Genomic DNA, 20,326 nt, shown 5'->3' on the forward strand with positions numbered 1-20,326 from the left:
GGGGGAGCATATATGCAGCAAGTTTCAGATGGAAATTTGAGTTTCGACATTGACAAGCTTTGGAGCGATTTGCAAACGAAAGTAGATCGCATGATGGTGCAAATTGGGGATAAAAGCCCGCATGTAGCCCGAGGCGACGGAATTTACGACAATAATCCGACCGACGCATGGACATCGGGCTTCTGGCCCGGCATGTTGTGGATTATGTATGATATGACCGGTAAAGAGCATTACAAGCAAGCGGCATGGCATTGGGACCGGAACATCGAAGAGCATTTCGTGAAGCCGTCGAATTTGTACCATGATGTAGGGTTTCAGTTTTTGCCGACCGCTGTCATTAAATATAAGCTGACTGGCGATGCAGATGCCAGACGGATCGGTCTCGAGGCGGCTAATTTTTTAGCAGGACGGTTTAATATCGCAGGCAACTTCATACGGGCTTGGAATACGATTCCCGGCGCATGGCATGAAGGAAATACCGGATGGGCGATTATTGACTGCATGATGAACCTTCCGCTGCTTTTCTGGGCATCCGAAGAGCTTAAGGATCCACGATTTAAACATATCGCCATGGCTCATGCCGAAACGGCGTTGAAGCATTTTATCCGCGAAGACGGTTCTTCTTGTCATATTTGCTGCTTTGATCCAGAAACGGGTGAATTTATCCGTGAAATTGGCGGTCAAGGCTACGCGGCAGGATCGGCTTGGAGCCGGGGAACAGGCTGGGCGTTGTACGGATTTTCCGCCATGTATCGCATGACAGGCCAAATTCGATTTTTGGATGCGGCGAAGAGGGTGGCCCACTTCTTTGTGGCCAATTTGGAAGAAGACAATATCCCTTTATGGGATTTCCGCGTCGATGACCGGGAGGAGGCACCCCGTGACACATCAGCTGCAGCACTTGCGGCTTCCGGGTTAATCGATATTTCTAAATATGTGCCTGCCTCACAAGCCAAGCTATATATAAATAAGGCTAAGGATATCCTCCGGTCCCTGACGCACAATTATTCCACTTGGGATCAGCCAGACCACCAAGCCATTTTGCTTCAAGGCACGGGGCACAAACCGCTAGGATCTAATATTAACGTATCGTTGATTTATGGTGATTATTATTATTTAGAAGCGATCGCTAAATTAATGGGTTGGAATAAGAACATGTTTTAATTGCGAGAGCAAAAAATGGACTGAAATATAAAAAAATACAATCATGTAGGCAATTTGCCGTCTGGGTAGGGCGCTTACATTTGACACCATAACTGTTCGTTACCACGCCTTCTTGCAGGTTGTGTGTAATGACATGCAGCAACTTATCGCAGTTTGCGATTTGTGGCTGCATTTTTTGTGTGTAAGCAAGGAAATTCATCGTTTAATTCTGAAATGGTTCAAAATCAAACAACGGCTTGTTATCGGGGCTGAACCGGTTGAAGAAGCTGGGAATCAGCCTTGATCTAACACTTGATATTTTTAAACTTTTCGGCGGGCTTTATATGAAAACGATCCGCGAACGATGAGAATGTACACTTTTTGCAATAGAATTAGAAACTACGTTGCTTCGAGTACACAACCTCAAAAAATTCGATAACACAGGAGAAGATCTCGAGGATTTGATCTCGATCGGGACGATCGGATTGATCAAGGCGATCGAATCGTTCTCGCCGAACAAAGGGACCAAGCTCGCCACATTTGCGGCACGCTGTATCGAGAACGAGATCTTGATGCATCTGAGATCGCTGAAGAAAACGAGGAAAGATGTTTTTTTGCATGATCCCATCGGAACGGACAAAGAGGGGAATGAAATTGCGTTGATCGACATCCTTGGCACGGAGGCAGATGATGTGGTGGATAAGGTTCAGCTCAAGATAGAGAAGAGCAAAATCTATCGTAATCTGGAAATCTTGGACGATCGCGAGAAGGAAGTCGTCGTTGGACGGTTCGGGTTAGAGCTCGGCGGCGAGGAGCGGACACATCGGGAGATAGCGAAGGAGCTGGGGATTAGCCGCTCCTATGAGTCGCGGAAATCGGGAGGTCAGCAGCCGATAGTTGATCGATTCAATTCAAAGGTCCGGAGGAACAAGTGAAAATGAAGGGACAAACGGGTGCCAAACGGCAACCGTTTTAGTTTGCGACGATTGGGGATAATGTTTTTTAACCTCATTGAAACGTTTCCACGTATGTGTTATGTTGAAAACATGAAATAATGAAAACGGTATCATTGGAGGTGATCAAGTGTCTAGCATCAAAGATGTTGCAGACTTGGCCGGGGTCGGAGTTGGCACTGTATCACGGGTTATCAATAATCATTCAAAGGTAAAGCCCGAAACGCGGGAAAAAGTCAAAGCCGCTATCCAGAAATTAAAGTATATACCAAACGAAGTGGCAAGAAACTTTAAAATGCAAAAATCGACCATGGTCGCACTACTGCTTCCAAGCATCTGGCATCCGTTTTTCTCGGAGCTCGCTTACTATATCGAGGACGAGCTCGACCGTGAAGGCTTCAAGCTCATTCTCTGCAACAGCGGTGGCAAGCCCGACAAAGAGTTATATTATTTCGATATGCTCAATCAGAACAAAGTGGCGGGAATAATAGGGATCAGCTACAACGACATTGAAGAGAGCGTCAGCACAGATATCCCGATTATTAGCATCGACCGGCATTTCGCCAAAAAAATCACTTGCGTCACTTCGGATAATTATACCGGCGGACGCATCGCCTTGCGCGAGCTATTGAAAGCAGGCGCGAAAAAACCGGCCTTTCTCGGATCGATCACTCCCGTTTACAGTGAAACCATGCTTCGCAAAGAAGGCTTTATCGACGAAGCCAGGTCATTGGGAATCGAGCATATTGTCTATGAGGAGCCCGATCCTGTTCTGGATCATAAGAAGTATTTCGAGAATTTCTTCAAAGCCAAAGTGCACCGGGATGTAGACGGCGTATTTGCCATTACGGATCTGTTTGCCGCCAAATACATCGATACCGCCAAGCAATATGGAATCCGCACTCCCGATGACGTGAAAGTTATAGGTTATGACGGCATCCAGGACAATAAATTGTTCCATCCGATTCTCTCCACGATCCGGCAGCCGGTCGAAGAAATGGCCCGAATGTCAGTAAAGTTGCTGTTTCGCAAAATGGAAGGAGAAACGCTGGAGCAAGAGACGTACCGAATTCCTGTTGAATATAGAGCCGGTGAGACGACTTAGCGGGGATTGTTTTCCGAAAAAGTGGAAACGTTTCAATGCTACAAGAAAAGGGAGTGGGTTAAGTGAATGATGTAAATGAGTTGTAGCAGGTTTGCGCTCAGTAACGCTGATATAAAGCCTTTGGCTACGGGAAATAGGAAAAAGCTCATATAAACCAAACTGTTTATTATTGGGATATTCATGTCGCTGAATGACGCCTTTGGAATGATTGTTGGGATTTTCTTGTCACTAACTGGGTTGTGTATTGAAACATACGAACGACAAGAAAAATCCTGCAAAATGAGGTTTTTATTTTCTGCATGGGTGGTCTGGATTTATTCAACCGCAGAGTGAAAATGTTCCTATTTAAAAACTATTCTGTTAATATTAATCAAAGTGAAATAGGGAACCTTGTCGAATAGAATATAAAAAATATTAGGGGTTATTAAATGAAAAGTATAAAAGTAGTATCATTTGTACTTGTTACATTGCTTTTATTTGCGCTTACAGCATGCTTTTCAAGTAGAACTTCTGAACCTTCAAAAAACGAAGAAGCAACGATAGTACCTGTAGCAACAGGAGAAGTAGAACCTGCAAATAAAGAGAAAAAAGTTGTAGTTGGATTTACTTTGCAAAATTTAAACAATCCCTTCTTTATTGCCATGTCTAAAGGCGCTACCGCAGGTGCTATCCTGCACGGTGTTGACGTAATTACTGTAAGTGCTGAAGGGGACTTGGCTAAACAAACAGCTCAAATTGAGGATTTTATTGTAAAAAAAGTAAGTGTGATTTTGCTAAATGCGGTAGACTCCAAAGGTATAGCAGGCGCTGTTAGTCAAGCTAAAGCGGCGGGAATCCCTGTCATTGCCGTTGACGTAGGCGCAGATGGTGGTGTGAACACGGTTGTCAGCTCAGATAACTTTCTCGCTGGAAAATTAGCAGGAGAATATATTGTTAAGCGTTTGAACGGCAAAGGTAATGTTGTTGTTATTGATGGTCCTCCAGTATCTGCTGTAACGGATCGTATCGCGGGGTTCAAAGAAGCCATTAAAGCGGCTCCTGGAATTAGAATAGTGGCTCAACAAAATGGATACGGCAATCGTGAAATGTCAGTTACCATGATGGAAACCGTGCTGCAAGTCTATAAAAGAGGGGAAATCGATGCTGTATTTGCAACGAATGACCCTTCAGGCGTTGGTGCTAAAATCGCGGTCGAACAAGCAAATCGTGACAAAGAGATGTTTATTGTTGGTGTAGACGGAGCCCCTGATGCCGTGAATGCGATAAAAGAAAAGAAAAGCTTTGTTGCAACCTCCGCACAGTATCCTTTTGATATGATTAAAATGGCGATGGATGAAGGCTTTAAAGTTCTTAAAGGTGAAAAGATAGAACCGTTAATTAAAATTCCTGTCGATTTGATCACGTTAGATAATGTAGAAACGTACAAAGGCTGGTAACAATTTTCTTAAAATATGAATGCGTAGTGGAGACGTGTATGTATAAACTAATCATTGCAGATGATGAAGATAACGTAAGAGAGGGAATACGGGATAACCTAAACTGGCAGGAGTTGGGATTTGAGGTAGTGGGGGACTTTGAGAATGGTCAGCAGGTGCTCCTAGCCTTAGAAGAACTTCAACCTGATGTCGTATTAACGGATATCAACATGCCTTTGGTAGATGGTTTAGAAGTGTCGCGCTATCTCTTTGAGCATTATCCCCGTACCAAAATTATTATTCTGACAGGTTTCGATGAGTTTGAATATGCGCAGCAAGCCTTGAAGCTGAAGGTGCATGACTATATCTTAAAGCCGAATACGGCGGAAGAATTATCCCACATTCTCTCCAAAGTAAAGGCGGATCTTGATGATGAGAATCGTAAAGTGGAGGATTTAAGCAAGCTTAAGCAGCAGCTTAGAGAGAGTTTGCCGCTCGTCAGAGAGCGATTCTTGAATCAACTGGTTACAGGAGAACTCCGGGAAAGTAATCTTGAGGATAAGCTAGCCTATTTGGAAATTGGGTTATCCGGAAGTCATTATGTCGTCGGTGTAATTGATGTAGACGACCATGGTGAGCTGCAAAGATTTTATCCCGAAAGCGAGAGCGAATTGCTTTATTTTGCAGTATGTAATATAAGCGGGGAAATTATTGCAAGAAAAGCGAATGGAATCGTGTTCCAAAACAATAATGAAAAAACAATTGTCATTCTCTTCGGCGAAAATAAAGAAACGCTTCATTGCGAGGCAGTTCGCATTTTCGAAGAGATCAACCTATCGGTAAAAGAGTATCTGAAGTTTACAGTGTCCATTGGAGTAGGAGATCTATGCGCTTCTCTCAAAAAAATTCATCATTCGTATAAGAGGGCATTATCTGCTCTGGATTATCGATTTTTCCTAGGGAAAAATCGAATTATTCATGCTGGCGATATGGAAGGAGGAAGCGGTGAGAGCATTCCTTACGATAAACATTGGGAAAAAAAGCTCATCACTGGTCTGAAGTCAGGGACGCAGCAGGAGACCGAGAACATCGTTGAGAAAATTATTGGTAATCTTAAGGAATCGTATCTGCCTATGGATCGTTGCTATATCCACATCCAGCAAATTATCGTTGCTATTCTGGATATTTTAGATGAGCTTGATATTCGTGTACCTATGCCTAGCTCCTCTGTAAGCCCATTGACTGAAATATATGGGCTAAAAACGCTGGATGAAGTGGAAGATTGGTTGAAGCATTATTGTTCACGAACCACGAATATGATCCTTGAAACAAGAAACAACTTTAGCAAGATACAAGCTTTGAGGGCGGAAGACTATATTAAAGAGAATTACGCGGATGCAAATTTATCTATGGATATGGTTTGTAAGTATCTGGTTCTAAGCACAAGTTACTTTAGCCTGATCTTTAAAAACCATACCGGCGAAACCTTCATCAGCTATCTAACTCGGATTCGTGTGGAAAAAGCGAAGGAATTGCTGAAATGTACAGATTTTAAGACGTATGAGATCGCAAATCATATCGGCTATACGGACCCTCATTATTTCAATGTCATTTTCAAAAAAGCAACGGGTATGACCCCAACTTTGTATCGCAAAATGGTGTAGAAGGGGCAAAAACATGGTCAAGAATCTCATACGCTATTATCGATTCAAAAGTATCCAATCTACCATTGCTGTTACTTTTTCATGCTTAATTGTGATCACAATTATCGTGATTGCATGGATGTCGTATAATCTATCCACCGCTGCCGTGAAGAAAAATTCACGCGACTATACCTATCAACTCATGGGACAAGCAAGTTCGAATATCGATAGCTACATCACGTATATGGATAATATTTCACGTATGGTGCTTTCCAGTTATGATATTAAAGAGTATCTATTGAAGCAGGTGTTTCTAGGGTCAAGCAGTAAGGAAGACTTGAAACAGAAAATATCCTTCCAACTGAATACCGTGTTGAATACAAGAAAAGATATTTCATCCGTTCTTATTTTTGGCACGAATGGTGAGATCATCCCTTACAATGAAAAGATTAAACTGAATCCACAAGTCAATCCTGTGGAACAAAGCTGGTATACGAAGGCAATTGAAGCGAAGGGGAAGGTTGTTATTTCTTCTTCACATGTTCAAAATATGATACTTAACGACTATAATTCAGTGATTTCCTTAAGTCGTGAACTAAGCAGTGATGTTGGCGATGAAAAGCTCGGTGTTCTGCTAGTAGATTTGAACTATAGTGTCATCAATGATATTTGCAATAAGATTAAGCTTGGAAATAGGGGATATGTTTTCATCGTGGATGCAGACGGAAACATTGTTTATCATCCCGACCAACAGAAGATTAAAGATAATCAGAAAACAGAATTGATTTCTCAGGTCATGCATACACCAGGCAGCAGCTTCGTGACTTCAGAGGGTAAAAATAGCCGAATGTACACGATTAAAACCTCGCAAAGCACTGGTTGGAAAATTGTCGGGGTTACTTATGTGGACGAACTGGTTTCGAATAAGCTGGAGCTGCAAACCTATACTTTTGTTGGGGGGATAGGGTTTCTTATCATTGCGGTGGTCCTCTCTTTTATTCTATCTTTACGTATTTCAAGACCAATTAAACATCTTGAAAGTTCGATGAAAGAGGTGGAAAGGGGGAATTTCGATATTCAGGTCGATATTCAAAGTTCAAATGAAATCGGGCATTTGAGTAATCGATTTAATCGCATGACGACCGAAATCAAAGAGCTGATGCTGCAAAATGTAAAGGAACAGGAGCTAAAAAGAAAGAGTGAGCTGCAAGTGCTGCAAGCTCAGATTAATCCTCATTTCCTTTATAATACGTTGGATTCCATTATATGGATGGCAGAGGGCGGGAAGTCGAAGGAGGTTATCCAAATGACGGCTTCCTTGGCTAAGTTATTCCGATTAAGTATTAATAAAGGTCAAGAATTAATTTCTATTTTAAACGAAATCGAACATATCAAAAATTATTTGACGATCCAAAAAATGCGCTATAAATCCAAATTGGATTTTGATATCAATGTGGATAAGAACATCCTTTCTTACAAAGTGATCAAAATAATTTTACAGCCTCTTGTCGAAAATGCCATTTATCACGGAATAAGAAACAATACGGGGATTGGTCTTATTCAAATAACGGGGACACGAATGGAGAATAACATTCTTCTGCAAGTCACAGATAATGGCATTGGGATGACGCAGGAGGAGATCGAAAATATGTACCAAGAAGAACCGATGTCTGTGAAAGGAAGCGGTATAGGTGTGCGAAATGTGGATCAAAGAATCAAGCTGCATTTTGGTGATCAATATGGCCTGCAATTCGAGAGTGAACTAGGGAAAGGAACAACCGTCAAGATTTGGCTGCCAGTCATTGAATAGATCCCATCCAAATAAAGCCCAAGCCTGAAAGCTTCATCAGGCTTGGGCTTTTTATTCTATTCAGACAACGAAAGGATGCATAATAGAAAAATTTCAACAGTTAGAAGAGGATTTTCTATTATTTTTTGTTTTTATCGAAGGTATGATGAAGACACAAAAAACAAACATCTACTCTTTTAGGGAGGTGAGGTTTTAGGTAAGTGATTAGTGCCAATCATGCTTGACTTCATTTGGGGGATTTGGTTGTATCCAAAAAAAAGGAGGGAGAAAAGAACATGCTAAAGAGTTTTACAATTGGCTAACTGTGTCGCTAAACGTGGTAGACAATTGGACTCTAAAACATGTTCATAGAAAAACAATTACACGTTAATTATCACATATCTTCCTATCGTTCGCCAAACTTTATTTTAAAAAATCACCTATCATTCGGAGGAATTTGAATATGAAAAACATGAAAATGATCTTATTGCTTTTTGTTGTATTTGCACTTTCGGCTTGTGGTAAAGCAGTGGAAACAAAACCCTCAGCAGCAACTGGGGCGCCAGCGGAAACATCAGCTAGTACAGTTAAAGCAGCGGCACCAGGGAAAAAGGTTGTTATCGGTCTGACTGTACAAAACTTAAGCAATCCTTTCTTCGTAGCAATGTCAAAAGGTGCAGCTGAAGCTGCTAAGAAACACGGTGGTGAAGTGATCGCCGTTAGCGCAGAAGATAATTTGGCTACACAAACCGCTCAAATCGAAGATTTTATTACCAAAAAAGTAAGCATGATTATTCTAAGCTCTGTAGATACCAAAGGGATTGCAGCAGCAGTAGGTCAAGCTAAAGCAGCAGGCATCCCAATCATTTCAGTCGACACGATTTCGGAAGGCGGCGTTAATGCGAGTGTAACTTCCGATAACGTTCAAGCAGGAAGAATAGCAGGTGAATATTTGGTTAAACGGTTGAATGGAAAAGGAAATATCGCCGTATTGGATGGTCCGCCGGTATCCGCTGTAACAGACCGCATTGCAGGATTTAATGAAGCTCTCAAAGCAGCTCCGGGAATTAAAATAGTTGCTAATCAAAATGGTAACGGTAATCGTGAAACATCGCTTGCTAAGATGGAGACCATTTTACAAGCAAACGGTAAAGGACAAATCGACGCGGTATTTGCTATTAATGATCCATCAGGTATTGGCGCCAAAATTGCTGCAGAGCAAGCCGGTCGCGACAAGGAAATGTTTATCGTTGGTGTGGACGGATCTCCGGATGCTGTGACTACACTTAAAGAAAACAAAAGCTATGTTGGAAGCTCCGCACAAAATCCTTTTAATATGATTACAATTGCGGTTGAAACGGCATTTAAAGTTCTTGCTGGCGAAAAAGTAGAACCATTAATTAAACTTCCAACTGATTTCATTACGACAGAAAACGTAAAAGACTATAAAGGCTGGTAATATCCAATCATTCCAGCGATATGGTTACCTCCAGGGGGAACCACATCGCTGGAATTCAATCGTCCTATTATAGATATAAACTAATAATTGGGTTGGAGTGAGAACATGGAAGCTGTACAAGCCGGAGTTAGGAAGAATAATTCCTCTGAAACGTCGTCACAAGTGCTAAGCATGCGAGCGATCTCCAAGTCTTTCTCAGGGGTTAACGTATTAAAAAACATAAACATTGATCTTCACAAGGGTGAAGTGCATGCCTTAATGGGTGAGAATGGAGCGGGTAAGTCAACGCTGATGAAGATTATGGCAGGGATTCACCGTCCAGATAAAGGCGAGATTATATACCGAGGTCGATCGATTACATGGCATAATGCCATGGAGGCCCGTGACAAAGGCATCAGTGTCATTCATCAAGAGCTTAATCTTTCTCCGAATATAACCATCGGTGAGAATGTATTAATGGGAACCAAATTTCCGAAAAATAAGTTTGGTATGGTGGACTGGAAGAAAGTTCACGAACGGGCCCAATTCCTATTAAAATCAATCGGATCTGATTTAGATCCTAGATCATATGTCTCAACCTTAAGTGTCGCCCAACAACAAATGGTGGAAATCGCGAGAGCCCTATCTATAGAAGCAGAAGTTCTGGTGATGGATGAACCCACAGCTTCGTTAACCCACAAAGAAATAGATAAGCTGTTTATTATTATTAATGAATTAAAGCAAAAAGGTGTTGCGATTGTTTACATTTCACATCGTATGGATGAAATCTTCAAAATTTCTGATCGTTGTACGATCTTGCGTGATGGAGAGTGGATTACATCCATTCCTATAACTGAAACCAACCCGGAGCATCTCGTGAAGACTATGGTCGGTCGTGAATTAAAGGATTTATTTCAAAAACCGCCTTCACATACGAACTGGATTAAAGGTAAAACGCCGGTTTTAGAGATTAAAGGTTTATCTGATAACAAAAATGTGAACGATATTTCGCTAGAGGTCCATTCCGGAGAAATTGTTGGAATTTCAGGTCTGGTAGGGGCTGGAAGGACGGAATTAGTAAGGGCGATATTTGGCTTATCGGATATATCAGCAGGTGAAATTCTCATTAACGGTGTTTCGGTGAAGATCTCCTCACCTGAGGATGCTATGCGACATGGCATTGCTCATGTTCCTGAAAGTCGTAAGGAACAGGGGCTATTTCTAAATATGTCAGTCAAAGAAAATATGATGATGGCAGAAATGTTTAGATATCGAAAGGCCTCTCTTCTGGATTGGTCCCAAATAGGCAAGGAAGCCGACCAGTATATTAAAGAATTAGGGATTAAAACGGCAAATAAAGAACAAAAGGTAGTCAGCTTAAGCGGAGGAAATCAGCAAAAGGTGCTGCTTGCGAGATGGTTGTCCATTCAGCCTAAAGTACTTTTGTTAGATGAACCGACAAGAGGGGTAGACATTGGTGCCAAAACAGAAATTCATAAAGTAATTCATAAATTAGCTAAAAATGGCCTCGCTGTATTAATGATATCCTCTGAGCTGCCGGAAATATTAGCGCTGAGTGACCGCATACTTGTTATGCATGAGGGTAAATTACGGGCAAACCTTGGGCGGGAAGACGCGACGCAAGAAAAGATCATGTACTATGCAACGGGGGAGATCAAATGAGTGCTGGAATGGAAGCTTTAGTAACTAAAAAACACAATTACGGACTATCCTTGAGGAAAATATGGAATCAATTAGGTATGCTAATTGTATTGGTTGCAATTTGTATTATTCTTGCTATTTTTGCACCTAATTTCACGGATGCAGGAAATATTCTCAACATATTGAAGCAATCATCCGTCAACGGGATTCTTGCAGCGGGTATGACGCTCGTTATTCTGACTGGCGGGATCGATTTATCCGTAGGGTCAACGATCGCACTTTCAGGCGTAGTTTCTGTCTTGCTTTCCAAACAAGGCGTTAACCCTTATGTCGCGATGCTGGTTGGCCTTGCAGTGGGGTATGCAGCAGGCTGGATCAATGGTTTTCTAACGGCAAGAGCCAAACTGCCATCCTTTATTGTTACTTTAGGCAGTATGACTTATATCCGAGGCGCTGCTTATGTCATTAGCGGAGGGTTGCCTACCATTTTAACTTCGGAGTCGTTTAAGTTTTTTGGGTCAGGGAAGATCCTAACGGTACCAACACCCATTTACATTATGCTCATTGTCTACTTAGTCATATTTATTATGCTGAAATACACGATGTTTGGCAGACATATCTATGCCATCGGGGGAAATGAAGAAGCTGCGAGATTAACAGGAATTAAGGTTGAAAAAACCTTGATTAATGTGTATGCCATTAGTGGATTATGTGCTGGATTAGCCGGCGTAGTGCTTGCGGGGCGCTTGATTTCTGGTCAGCCGAATGCAGGAAGCATGGCTGAGCTAGATGCCATTGCTGCCGTTGTGCTAGGCGGAACGAGCCTATCAGGAGGAATTGGTCGCATTCAGATGACGATTATCGGTGTGCTAATCCTGGGTGTCATTCGAAATGGATTGACGCTCTTGAATGTTAGCTTCTTTTGGCAAACCGTTATAACAGGTATTGTTATCGTACTTGCAGTGCTATTAGATCGTTTACGCAGCGATAAGTAAAAGGAAGGGCTGTTAATATGGTAAAATTCCGTTTCCGAAGCATTCGTTCCCGCACCTTAGTCACGATTCTACCATGGTTAATTTTATCTATGTTTGCATTGTCGGGGTTAAGTTATAGCTATTCCAAAAATATCATTAACGCAGAAATTCAAGACAAAATGGCCTATCAATTAAACTCAACAATTAATAATATGCAAACCATATTAACAGCGCACAGTAAAATTCCTGAAAGCTTAGCACGTACCATTGAACCTGTTGGTGACAAAATTGATAAAGGCAAATATTTTCAAATTATTCAAGGCTTATTGTCGACCAATCCTGATACCTTTGGTGTCGGGATTTGGTATGAGCCCTATCAATATAAAAATTATTTACAATATTACAGTTCCTATGCCTATCGAGATAATGGTCGCATCCTGTTTTCCAATGATTATGATACGAAAGAATATAATTATCCCGAAAAAGATTGGTATCTCCTAGGGAAAAACACAAAGGAAACATTGGTTTGGACAGATCCATTTTTTGATGCGAATGCCAACGCTATGATTTTAACAACGGCAGTACCCTTTTATACGAACAACAAATTTCAAGGGGTTGTTACAGCCAACATCAATTTGACCAACTTACAGCAGAAGATTTCAGATATTCGTGTTGGGAAAAATGGATGGGCATTTTTGCTGGATCGTAATGGGAACTTTATTGCTAATAAGGATTACCAAAGTTCAACGAATCACCAAATCATGAATGACCCTAATGTGAGCTTGGCGCAAATTGGTCAAGAAATACTGTTGAATACCAAGGGGAAAGCCGTTTTTAGCGATGATAATGGCATCAATCAAGTTTATTATCAGACGGTTCCGAATACGTCATGGAAATTGGCGATTGTCATCTCGGAGGAGGAGCTCTACCAAAGTGTAAACCATTATTTTATGGTCTCGCTGCTGATTATCATTGTTCTGATCTGTTTTATGATCATGGTGATTTATTTCTACAGTTTAACCATTACGAATAACATTAAGAAAGTTAATAGGCTGTCTCAATCGATGTCCAATGGGGACTTAACCCAAACGATTGCGGTAAAAACGATCGATGAATTTGGTCAAATGGGTACAAATTTAAATGGTATGGCAAGTAAATTAAATGCCATTCTCTCTCAGGTATCGAATAGTGCCAAAAGCGTATCTGATACCTCTCTTCTATTGTCCGAAAATGCGGAACAATCCGCGAAAGCAACAGAAGAAGTAGCGCAATCGATTCAAGAGGTAGCGAGTGGTACGAGTAGACAACTTTCAATAACCGATGAAGCTGTTGAAGCAACAACAGACATGTTTGTTAATATCACGAAAATTACGCAAAGCATAGAAGTTGCAAGCCATTCAGCGAAAGATGCACTGCAAATGGCCCATGAAGGCAAAGCGGATATTGCCGAAGCTATCAATCAAATTAATTTGATATCACGAAATTCGCTGGATTCGGTTGTCATTGTTCGAGACCTACAAGAGAAATCCCAAAAGATCAATCATATCATGACTTTGCTGGCGTCTATTGCCAAGCAAACGAAAATGCTAGCTTTAAATGCCGGCATTATTGCAGCGCATGCAGGAGCGAATGGAAAAACATTTTCGGTCATTTCTCGTGAGATATGTCTTCTCGCTGAAAACTCGGAGAAATCGAATCATGAGATCGAGGCCTTAGTCCTGGAGATCCAAGAGGGGATTTCGAAAGCAGTGAAAGCGATGGAAGAAGGCGATGAATCTGTTCAACGAGGAGAATTGCTTACGAAAAAGGCAGGTGATTCCTTTACAACCATCCTTACTGTAGTCGACGGGGTGTCCGGGCAATCGGGCGAAATGGCCAATGAAATAAAAATGATTCGAATGAAGATGCACAGAATGGTTGAAAACATGGAAGCCGTCTCTTATTTATACGGAAGTACGGCTAGCTCAACAAATCACATATCGGCGACTACCGAGGAGCAGACGGCGGCAATCCAAGAAGTCGCGTCTTATTCCAATGAATTAGCGCATATGGCTAAGGGATTACAGCAATCTGTGGCTGCTTTTAAACTCAAAAATTAGTAAATGTTACCCAACTTTATCGGAGATCAATGCGCTACATGAAATTGTGTAATTATCATCATTAGGTGGTCTGCCTTCAGCTACAGACTGCCTTTTTATTCATACTTAGAAGCGGTTAATAAAAGTGCCTACATAATTTATTCAGCAAAGGCTTGAGAAATCAGGCTTTTTTATTTTTATGTAAGCACATTTGTGTCCAATGTTCGCTCATTCGCAGGATATTTGCCCCTTCTATGGTGGATAAGGTTAGGCATCTCCACGTCCCCGGTATGTAATTATGAGTTAGATGTTTTCTTTTTTCGATAAAAAGAAGGATTAACGCCTTCTATTTTTTTAAACGCTTTACTGAAGGAATGAATATCCGGAAATCCGATAAGTTCCGCAATTCGTTTTAAAGGTTCTTCAGTGAACTGGATCATCTCTCTTGCTTTTTCTATTCTCATTAATTGGTGATAGTGGATAGGACTCATCCCAAACGTTTGATTAAACAGGGTGATCAGATAGTACTTGCTGATTCCGGATATTTTGGCCAGTTCATCCAAAGTCACTTTTTGACCAATGTTATGCTTTAAGAAAATTCGGACTTGCTCCAGCTCATTGATATTAGAAAGTAAGTGAGGGTTTTTGTTCCAATAGTTTTCACGCAATAATGCGGTGAATAATTGAATAAACAATCCCTTAATATTCAATTCATAAAATGGCAGCTTCATTTGAAATTCTCTTATAATTTCAAAAAGTATTTTCTCGATAGCTAAATGATGCCGCAACCGGATATGACTAGCTAGAGGAATCGTTAATCTGTCAATCTCGTCGCTTCTGAAGCACTTCATTTCATCGTTCGTCATATTTTCAAATGTTTTAAAAGAAACTTTGACATCGGGACTATCTTCTTGATAGAACAAATCAAAATGCAAATGGGGTTGCCGAACTAGATCTGTTCCAACTTTGCTGATCGAATGCCTTTGTTTGGGGCGAAAGAAAAATATGTCGCCCGGTTCCCCAAAATAAACCTCATCCTCTACAGTAACTTTTAATCTGCCTTCTTTGAGATAAAGGATTTCATAGTCAAATAATACCCTTTCCTCCAAATACCAAGGAAATGAGACATAGCTGTCCATAGCAATTCGTAAATAAGGAGACAGATTGTGTAAGTTCAAGTAATCACCTCCGACCAAAATATTTGACAAATTAATAATAATTTAAGCCAATGACAATGGTTCAATATTAGTATATCATTGGTTTTGTGGAAAAGAAAACGTTTAACTGAGAAAAGAAAACGTTTTACCAAGAAAATTAAGCGTTTTCCAAAAACACAATTTTGGCATGGATCGATAATTATAAGGGGGTAGTTTTTCATGAAAGTAAAAGGTAAATTATTATCTGCTGTTCTTGTACTGTGTATGTCTTTTTCAGCGATATTGGCTGGCTGTTCCAGTAATGAAAAGAACCCTGAAAGCTCTGCGTCCAATAAAGGACAACAGACTTCTGAGAAAGGAACGTCTGGCTCGTCGGACAAATCCATAACGGTTTTGGTTGAGGGGGGAAGTCCGGCTAATACGGTCGCCACCCAGACCGCGGAAGAATTCAAGCAAAAGACCGGCTATGAAGTGAAAATTGAGACGGTTCCCTACATCGGTGTCTACGACAAATTGAACGTAGAAATGAAAGCGAACTCAGGAGCATACGATGTTGCCACGATCGATATCTTGTGGTTTCCTGCTTTGGCCAAAAACTTGGTAGCTATGGATGACATCATGACGGACGAAGTTAAAAATGATTTTGTGCCAAATGTAGTCGATGGCGGTAAAGTAAACGGTAAAATTCTGGGCATGCCAGTTTGGACGAATTCAAAGATTTTACTGTATCGAACCGATCTGTTTAATGATCCGAAGGAACAAGACGCATTTAAGGCTAAATATGGATATGAGTTGAAGCCGCCTGCGAATTGGCAGCAATACAGGGATGTCGCCAAGTTCTTTACCCGTGATACGAATAATGATGGGACAACTGATCTGTATGGTACCGGCATATTAGGAATGAATAACGGGGATTCGGTTGCCAGTTGGTTGGACCATGCAGCGCAAGCAGGAGCCAAGCCGCTAGTTATAGGCAAAGATAATAAAGCCTTAGTCAACTCGGAGCCGTATGTAAAAGCTCTGGAGTTTGAAACAAAGATTTTGCGTGAAGATAAGTCTGCACCAGAAGGTGCGCTGAACATGGCTTCTTCTGAAATTTCTGAAATGTTTTGGAATGGAAAAATGGCGATGATGCTGGAGTGGGCTCATTTCTTTGTCCCTTCTAACGATCCTGGTAAATCGAAAGTAGCGGGGAAAGTGGGAGCAGCGCCGATGATTGCCGGAGATTCCGGGGTAGGTGTTGTACCTGGACCTTGGTATCAAGTGATCCCGAGCACGTCCAAAAAGCAAGATATTGCAAAACAATACGTGAAATTTATTTACGAAAAAAATGAATTGTTTATGAAAGCATTGGGTGTGGCTGCACGAAAATCGGTCTTTGAGAAATACGGCCAAAAACCGGAATATGCACATCTGAAAGCGCTTGAAACTACGCTGGCTGCCAGCCAAACTCAGAATCGTCCGGTAATGCCACATTGGAACGAAATCGAAAATGAAGCATTAGTCATTGCGATTCAATTAGCACTCTCCGGAAAAGAAACTCCGCAAGCAGCATTAGACAGAGCAGCAGCGAAAATTAACGAGATACAAGGCAGATAAACGGGAGAAAGGGGCTTACGTTCAAGCCCCTTTTTAACCGCATTCAATTCTCGCAGAAGGATGATGGATATGACTTCAAGGGATCAGAAGTTTTCTTTCTTATTTTTTTTACCAGCTTTCGTTTTCATGATCTTGTTTTTTGTTTACCCGATGCTGCTGCTTTTTAAAGACAGCTTTTTTGACGATGACGATCCTTCCAAATTTATAGGTTTACACCATTACACTAAGGCACTCACTTCGGATACCTTCTATCAATCCTTGTTTAATACGATCGAATATGTCATTGGCGCAGTAGCCATTGAGCTGATATTAGGCATGATCCTTGCGCTTTTGCTGAGTACTGGGTTCAAAGGCGCCAACATCATTCGGACTTTACTACTGAGTCCGTTAATGATTTCGCCTTTGGTTTGCGGGTTAATATGGAAGTTTATGCTGAACGACCAATTTGGCATTTTAAATGTCATTTTATACAAAATCGGTTTGGTCAAGACTCCTCAAAGTATCTTGTGGTTATCTGACAGCAAGTACGCGCTAATCTCCTGTATGATTGCCGACGTATGGCTTACCACACCCTTTATGATGTTGATACTTTTAGCGGGTATACAAGGAATACCTGAAAGTTTATATGAAGCGGCGCGCATTGACGGAGCCAATAAGTTTCAGAACTTCGTGCATATCACGCTGCCGAGTTTAAAACCGGTCATTGTCGTTGCAGTTATCATACGTATCATTGATGCAGCTAAATCATTTGATATTATTTGGGTTATGACACAAGGCGGTCCTAGCGGGTCCTCTTCGTTAGTAAGTACATTAATTTATAAATCGGTAGCCAGATACAATCAAGAAGGCTATGCAAGCGCAATGGCTGTCATCTTTATGATTATTTTGCTGGCCATTTGTTCATTCTTTTTTAAACAATTCTGGAATCCAACTAAGAAAGCGGTTCGATAGGAAGGAGGCTGCAAGATGGTTATAACCATGAGTAAACAAAAATCTAGAGTTGCCGGGTTATTTGTACTCATTATCTCATGTATCTTTTTGATTGTTACTTTATTCCCATATGCGTACCTTGTGTTATCTTCATTGAAACCGCCAAGGGAAGTGATCTCCACAAATCCGTCGTTGTTTCCTTCCGTTTTTACTTTATCCAATTATAATGCCCTGTTTCATCAACTGACCGTCGGCAAATATTTTATTAACAGTCTTCTAACCGCATTGGCAGGGACGCTATTGAGTGTTTTTCTGGGATCATTAGCTGCTTATGGCTTAACCAGGTTTTCATCGAAGCTCGGGAATTTGTTTTTGCTGTTTACTTTAGGGGTGCGTATGACGCCTCTGATCAGTGTTGCAATTCCCCTCTACCGTATTATTGGGCAATTAGGTTTAATGGATACAAAATTAGCACTAGTCTTAGTCTACACTAGCATAAACATTCCTTTTGTCATATGGATGATGATTGGTTTTTTCGACAATTTGCCAAAAGAGCTTGATGAATCCGGGCGTGTCGATGGATGCGGAATGTTTGGAACATTTATCCGTATTATTTTGCCGATCTCGCTGCCTGGAATCGCAACAACCGCAATTTTTAGCTTTATGCTTTCTTGGAATGATTTCTTGTTCGCTTTACTTTTAACCAGCACTTCGGCTAAAACCGTGCCAGTGGGAATTTCTGAGTTTTTAACAGCCTACGGTTTGGATCTAGGACCCATGACGGCTGCGGCAACCCTTTTTAGCGTGCCTGTCATGCTATTTTCATTTGTTATGCAAAATTACATTGTTAGCGGAATGACGATGGGTGCCGTGAAGGAATAGAGATTAGAAACACGGAGGGGATTATAGTGGAGTTAACAAGAAAAGGTTCAATCTCTCACCGAGATGCATTGCTTAATGCCGAGCACTCTATTGCCAGAATAAAGGATTTCGTAAGTAAGGATCTCCAGCGGTTAAAATATCATTTTATGGCGCCAGCCTACTGGATCAATGATCCTAATGGACTCATTTATTTTAAAGGCGAGTATCATATGTTTTATCAGCATTACCCGTATGGACCCCAGTGGGGGGCTATGCATTGGGGGCATGCGAAAAGCAAGGATTTGGTTCACTGGGAACACCTGCCGATCGCCTTGGCCCCAAGTGAGGCCTATGATCTACACGAGCGGGGAGGCTGTTTTTCCGGAAGTGCCGTTGATGATGGCGGAATATTGAGTATTCTCTATACGGGAACTATTATTCGTGATGGACAATTGATTCAAACTCAATGCTTGGCAACCAGCGAAGATGCAATTACATTCGAAAAATACGCCGGGAATCCAGTTATTCCATCCCCACCGGAAGAAGGATCCGCTGATTTTCGTGATCCGAAGGTATGGAAACATGACGGTATTTGGTATATGGTTGTCGGCTCAAGTAAAGATGGAAAAGGTAAGGCCTTATTGTACAACTCTCAGGATTTGCGGCATTGGGAATATATCGGCGTGTTAGCAGAAAGTGACGGTACCATGGGGACGATGTGGGAATGTCCCGATTTCTTCCCGCTGGGTGAACGTTATGTCCTGATGTTCTCGCCTATGGGCATGGGGGATAGAAAAACTATTTATCTCGTCGGTGATATGGATTACCAGACTGGTAAATTTAACTGGGACGTTATGGGAGATGTTGATTACGGTTACGAGTATTATGCTCCCCAATCGTTCCTCGATGATAAGGGTAGAAGAGTTATCATTGCTTGGCTCAACGCATGGGATTGGATGCGTTGGTTTAAAAACTTCGGTCCAACCAGCCAAAATAACTGGTGCGGAGCGATGTCGGCGCCAAGAACGGTAGAACTGGATGCAGATGGAAGATTGAGATTCCCGCCTGTTGAAGAGTTGAAGTTACTCCGGAGAGAGCAATATCATTATGAGAATGTGAAAGTTATCCCAGGAACATCGCTGTTGCCTGATTACGTCGGAAGTGATTGCCTAGAAATTAAGGCAGAGTTTCAATTGGCCGGATGTGTTGCGGAAGAGTTTGGATTTATTTTAAGGGCTTCCGAAGATAGAAAGCAGCAGACCCTATTAATTTACAATACGAAGTCCAAAGAACTTCGCTTTGATCGGACCAACTCAGACGGATGGAGTGAAGGGATTCCATCGGCAAAGCTGGACACCTTCTCCGATAGTGAGATTCTGAATTTCCATATTTTTATTGACACATGTGTCATAGAAGTGTTCACAGACAATTATCGAGTAGCTATGACCAATAATGTCTATCCAGACCCTTCAAGTATTTTTGTGGATCTGTTTGCAATTGGGAATTCGGTAAACGTGAATTCAATCGATATTTGGAAATTATGTTCCTCAGACGGCACACTAAATGGATAGGAGAATTT

Annotated in this window: 16 protein-coding genes; 15 read left to right on the forward strand and 1 reads right to left on the reverse strand. The window is 41.5% G+C overall.

Going from position 1 to position 20,326, the window contains the following annotated elements; genetic code table 11:
• Window positions 1-12: 12 nt before the first annotated feature.
• The 11 genes from NYR53_RS10995 to NYR53_RS11045 all read left to right on the forward strand — a co-directional run bounded on the left by NYR53_RS10995 (window position 13) and on the right by NYR53_RS11045 (window position 14,221).
• Window positions 13-1,164, forward strand: a complete 1,152-nt coding sequence (locus NYR53_RS10995; RefSeq protein WP_261305194.1) for a glycoside hydrolase family 88 protein — start codon at window positions 13-15, stop codon at window positions 1,162-1,164.
• Window positions 1,165-1,297: 133 nt separating this feature from the next.
• Complete coding sequence (locus tag NYR53_RS11000) at window positions 1,298-1,447, forward strand: hypothetical protein (RefSeq protein ID WP_261305195.1); 150 nt, start codon at window positions 1,298-1,300, stop codon at window positions 1,445-1,447.
• An 82-nt stretch (window positions 1,448-1,529) separates the two neighbouring features.
• Window positions 1,530-2,078 (forward strand): sigma-70 family RNA polymerase sigma factor, encoded by a 549-nt coding sequence (locus NYR53_RS11005; RefSeq protein WP_367618668.1) that lies wholly within the window; start codon window positions 1,530-1,532, stop codon window positions 2,076-2,078.
• A 148-nt stretch (window positions 2,079-2,226) separates the two neighbouring features.
• The gene (locus tag NYR53_RS11010) at window positions 2,227-3,201 is read left to right on the forward strand and encodes a LacI family DNA-binding transcriptional regulator (protein ID WP_261305196.1); all 975 of its coding nucleotides are present in this window, start codon (window positions 2,227-2,229) and stop codon (window positions 3,199-3,201) included.
• 428 nt (window positions 3,202-3,629) lie between these two features.
• Window positions 3,630-4,637, forward strand: coding sequence for a substrate-binding domain-containing protein (locus NYR53_RS11015; RefSeq protein WP_261305197.1), 1,008 nt, complete (start codon window positions 3,630-3,632; stop codon window positions 4,635-4,637).
• 38 nt (window positions 4,638-4,675) lie between these two features.
• Window positions 4,676-6,280: a response regulator gene (locus tag NYR53_RS11020; RefSeq protein WP_261305198.1), complete on the forward strand. Its 1,605-nt coding sequence runs from the start codon at window positions 4,676-4,678 to the stop codon at window positions 6,278-6,280.
• 13 nt (window positions 6,281-6,293) lie between these two features.
• On the forward strand, window positions 6,294-8,069 hold the full coding sequence (locus NYR53_RS11025) for a sensor histidine kinase (protein WP_261305199.1): 1,776 nt from the start codon (window positions 6,294-6,296) through the stop codon (window positions 8,067-8,069).
• A 442-nt stretch (window positions 8,070-8,511) separates the two neighbouring features.
• Window positions 8,512-9,507 carry a substrate-binding domain-containing protein gene (locus NYR53_RS11030; protein ID WP_261305200.1) on the forward strand — a complete coding sequence of 332 codons (996 nt, stop codon included), beginning with the start codon at window positions 8,512-8,514 and terminating at the stop codon, window positions 9,505-9,507.
• Window positions 9,508-9,612: 105 nt separating this feature from the next.
• On the forward strand, window positions 9,613-11,169 hold the full coding sequence (locus tag NYR53_RS11035; protein WP_261305201.1) for a sugar ABC transporter ATP-binding protein: 1,557 nt from the start codon (window positions 9,613-9,615) through the stop codon (window positions 11,167-11,169).
• Window positions 11,166-12,143 (forward strand): ABC transporter permease, encoded by a 978-nt coding sequence (locus tag NYR53_RS11040; protein WP_261305202.1) that lies wholly within the window; start codon window positions 11,166-11,168, stop codon window positions 12,141-12,143. Before NYR53_RS11035 ends, NYR53_RS11040 begins: the two co-directional genes overlap by 4 nt.
• A 17-nt stretch (window positions 12,144-12,160) precedes the next feature.
• Window positions 12,161-14,221, forward strand: a complete 2,061-nt coding sequence (locus NYR53_RS11045) for a methyl-accepting chemotaxis protein (protein ID WP_261305203.1) — start codon at window positions 12,161-12,163, stop codon at window positions 14,219-14,221.
• A gap of 275 nt (window positions 14,222-14,496) precedes the next feature.
• On the opposite strand, the gene NYR53_RS11050 is transcribed toward NYR53_RS11045, so the two are convergent.
• Complete coding sequence (locus NYR53_RS11050; RefSeq protein WP_261305204.1) at window positions 14,497-15,378, reverse strand: AraC family transcriptional regulator; 882 nt, start codon at window positions 15,376-15,378, stop codon at window positions 14,497-14,499.
• Between the two features lie 198 nt (window positions 15,379-15,576).
• Here NYR53_RS11050 and NYR53_RS11055 point away from each other — a divergent pair, with 198 nt between their 5' ends.
• The 4 genes from NYR53_RS11055 to NYR53_RS11070 all read left to right on the forward strand — a co-directional run bounded on the left by NYR53_RS11055 (window position 15,577) and on the right by NYR53_RS11070 (window position 20,318).
• Complete coding sequence (locus NYR53_RS11055; RefSeq protein WP_261305205.1) at window positions 15,577-16,956, forward strand: ABC transporter substrate-binding protein; 1,380 nt, start codon at window positions 15,577-15,579, stop codon at window positions 16,954-16,956.
• 69 nt (window positions 16,957-17,025) lie between these two features.
• A complete protein-coding gene (locus NYR53_RS11060; protein ID WP_261305206.1) occupies window positions 17,026-17,907 on the forward strand; it encodes a carbohydrate ABC transporter permease in 882 nt (293 codons plus the stop codon).
• Window positions 17,908-17,922: 15 nt separating this feature from the next.
• Window positions 17,923-18,768, forward strand: a complete 846-nt coding sequence (locus NYR53_RS11065; protein WP_261305207.1) for a carbohydrate ABC transporter permease — start codon at window positions 17,923-17,925, stop codon at window positions 18,766-18,768.
• Between the two features lie 26 nt (window positions 18,769-18,794).
• Window positions 18,795-20,318: a glycoside hydrolase family 32 protein gene (locus tag NYR53_RS11070; RefSeq protein ID WP_261305208.1), complete on the forward strand. Its 1,524-nt coding sequence runs from the start codon at window positions 18,795-18,797 to the stop codon at window positions 20,316-20,318.
• Window positions 20,319-20,326 lie beyond the last annotated feature (8 nt).

Source organism: Paenibacillus andongensis, assembly GCF_025369935.1.
GTDB lineage: Bacteria > Bacillota > Bacilli > Paenibacillales > NBRC-103111 > Paenibacillus_E > Paenibacillus_E andongensis.